Source organism: Cellulomonas bogoriensis 69B4 = DSM 16987 (assembly GCF_000767165.1).
Lineage (GTDB): Bacteria > Actinomycetota > Actinomycetes > Actinomycetales > Cellulomonadaceae > Actinotalea > Actinotalea bogoriensis.
In genome coordinates this window covers 1-2,593 of sequence record NZ_AXCZ01000258.1, presented here as the reverse complement: position 1 = coordinate 2,593, position 2,593 = coordinate 1, and the positions used below count along the sequence as shown (strand labels likewise).

Genomic DNA, 2,593 nt, shown 5'->3' with positions numbered 1-2,593 from the left:
CGACCTGACGGCACCGTCGCCGTCGACGCCCACCATCGGGTGCTGGGCGCCACCGGCCCCCTCCCCCACGTCGTCGCCGTCGGTGACCTCGCGACCCGCCGGTCCGCACGGCACGGCTGGGTGCCCGGGGGGCACTGGGACGCGGCCCTGCGCGGCCCCACGACCGCCGTCCGGACGTTGCTCGACCCCGGGTCGTGCGCCACGAGCGTCCCGCCCGACCCGGCCCCGTACGTGTTCTCCACCCAGCTCGGGCACCACGTCACCTGCTACGGGCTGCCCTCACCGGAGCACGAGGTGGTGCTGCGGGGCGACCCGACCGGTGCCTTCACCGCCCTGTGGTTCACCGCCGACGACGCCCTGTCGGCCGTGCTCACCGTCGACCGGCCCCGGGACGTGGCCGCGGCCCGTCGGCTGTTCACCGGTCCGGACCTGCCGCGGGTGCCGCGCGGGGACGTGACCGACCCCGACGTCCCGCTGAGGTGAGCGGCCGGGGCCGCCGGCCGCCCACCCGGGGACCTCAGTGGGCGAAGTGGCGGGTCCCGGTGAGGTAGAGGCTGACCCCGGCCGCGCGGGCGGCCTCCAGGACCTCCTCGTCACGGACCGACCCACCGGGCTGGACGACCGCACGCACACCGGCGTCCAGCAGCACCTGCAGGCCGTCGGCGAAGGGGAAGAACGCGTCGGACGCCGCGACCGAGCCCCGGGCGCGCTCCTCACCGCCGGTGTTGGCGCGCTCCACCGCCAACCGGCACGAGTCGACCCTGTTGACCTGACCCATTCCGATGCCCACAGCCGCTCCCTGGGAGGCCAGGAGGATCGCGTTGGACTTGACCGCCCTGACCGCCCGCCACGCGAAGGCGAGGTCGGCGAGGGTCTGCTCGTCGACGGGGTCCCCGGCGGCGAGCGTCCACGTCGAGGGGGCGTCCCCGCCGCCGTCGACCACCGCGTCGACCCGGTCCACCGTCTGCACCAGCAGACCGCCGGAGACGGGCCGGGTCTCGACCGGCTCGTCCGGCGCCCCGTCGACCAGCAGCAGCCGGATGTTCTTCTTGGCCTGCAGCACCTCGAGCGCGTCGTCGTCGAACGCCGGTGCGAGGACCACCTCGGTGAAGACCGGCGCGATCTGCTCGGCCGCCGCCCGGGTCAGGGGCCGGTTGGTCGCGATCACCCCGCCGAACGCCGACACCGGGTCGCACGCGTGGGCCCGGGCGTGGGCCTGCGCGACGTCGGCGCCCACCGCGATCCCGCAGGGGTTGGCGTGCTTGATGATCGCGACCGCCGGCTCGTCGTGGTCGTGGGCCGCCCGCCAGGCCGCGTCCGCGTCGACGTAGTTGTTGTAGCTCATCGCCTTGCCGTGCAGCTGCACCGCACGGGCCAGACCGATCCCCTGGTCGCCGGTGTAGAGCGCGGCACGCTGGTGCGGGTTCTCCCCGTACCGCAGCACGGCCGACCGCTCCCACGTCGCACCCCGCCACGCGGGCGGCTCGCCCTCGGCCCCCGGGGCGAGGGTGGCACCGATCCAGGTGGCCACCGCCACGTCGTAGGACGCGGTGTGCTGGAACGCCTGCGCCGCCAGCGAGCGCCGCTCGGCGAGCGTGAAGCCACCTGAGGCGACCGCCGCCAGGACGTCGGCGTAGCGTGCGGGGTCCACGACGACCGCCACGCTCGGGTGGTTCTTCGCGGCGGCCCGCACCATCGACGGCCCACCGATGTCGATCTGCTCGACGCACTCGTCGGGCGAGGCCCCCGAGGCGACGGTCGCCGCGAACGGGTACAGGTTCACCACGACCAGCTCGAAGGCCGCGACGCCCAGGTCCTGCAGCTGGTCGAGGTGGTCGGGCCTGCGGGTGTCGGCCAGGATCCCGGCGTGGACGCGCGGGTGCAGGGTCTTGACCCGGCCGTCCAGGCACTCGGGGAACCCGGTGAGGTCCTCCACGGGGGTGACCGGCACGCCCGCGTCGGCGATCCGGGCCGCGGTCGACCCGGTCGAGACCAGCTCCACCCCCGCGGCGTGCAACGTGGTGGCCAGCTCGACGAGCCCGGCCTTGTCGTACACGCTCAGCAGGGCCCGGCGGACCGGGCGTCGGGTCTGCTCCGCACCCGGGTCCTCGACGTCGGGAAGGGTCGGCAGGTCGTGCGTCATGCGCTCGCTCCAGGGGACGGGGCCCTCGGGCCCGGGTCGGCTCGGTCGACGCGTCGCCGTACGGCCACGCGCGTCAAGGCCCAGGCACCCAGGCGGGCGGTGCGCTGCAGGGAGGAACGGCCGCTCCCCGGTGGTCGGTTCCACCTACGCCAGTCACGGCCGGGCACGATGCTACCCCGACAGGGCCGGCGGTCAGCCGATCGTGGCCCGACGCCCCTCGACGCGCACCCCGTCGCGCACGACCCGCCCCACCACGTCCACCAGCAGCGCCCGCTCCACGACCTTGATGCGCTCGTGGAGGGTCGCCTCGTCGTCACCGTCCAGCACCTCGACCGCACGCTGGGCCAGGATCGGGCCGGTGTCCACGCCGGAGTCCACCAGGTGCACCGTGCACCCGGTGACCCGCACCCCGTGCGCCAGCGCGTCCCGCACCCCGTGCGCCCCGGGGAA

3 protein-coding genes and 1 riboswitch are annotated in these 2,593 nt (G+C 75.4%); of the genes, 1 reads left to right on the top strand and 2 read right to left on the bottom strand.

Going from position 1 to position 2,593, the window contains the following annotated elements; all coding sequences use genetic code 11:
• A partial coding sequence (locus N869_RS14280; protein WP_035062692.1) for an oxidoreductase C-terminal domain-containing protein occupies positions 1-483 on the top strand: 483 nt, incomplete at its 5' end.
• Between the two features lie 34 nt (positions 484-517).
• Here N869_RS14280 and purH read toward each other — a convergent pair.
• Positions 518-2,143, bottom strand: coding sequence for a bifunctional phosphoribosylaminoimidazolecarboxamide formyltransferase/IMP cyclohydrolase (gene purH, locus N869_RS14275; RefSeq protein WP_052105610.1), 1,626 nt, complete (start codon positions 2,141-2,143; stop codon positions 518-520).
• Between the two features lie 79 nt (positions 2,144-2,222).
• Positions 2,223-2,310: riboswitch (ZMP/ZTP riboswitch) on the bottom strand.
• 25 nt (positions 2,311-2,335) lie between these two features.
• Positions 2,336-2,593 (bottom strand): phosphoribosylglycinamide formyltransferase (gene purN, locus N869_RS14270; RefSeq protein WP_035062690.1); only part of this gene is annotated, 258 nt, incomplete at its 5' end.

Bases quoted from the DNA above. Each gene is read 5' to 3' on its own strand.
- purH (WP_052105610.1), bottom strand. From the start codon at position 2,143: ATGACGCACGACCTGCCGACCCTTCCCGACGTCGAGGACCCGGGTGCG.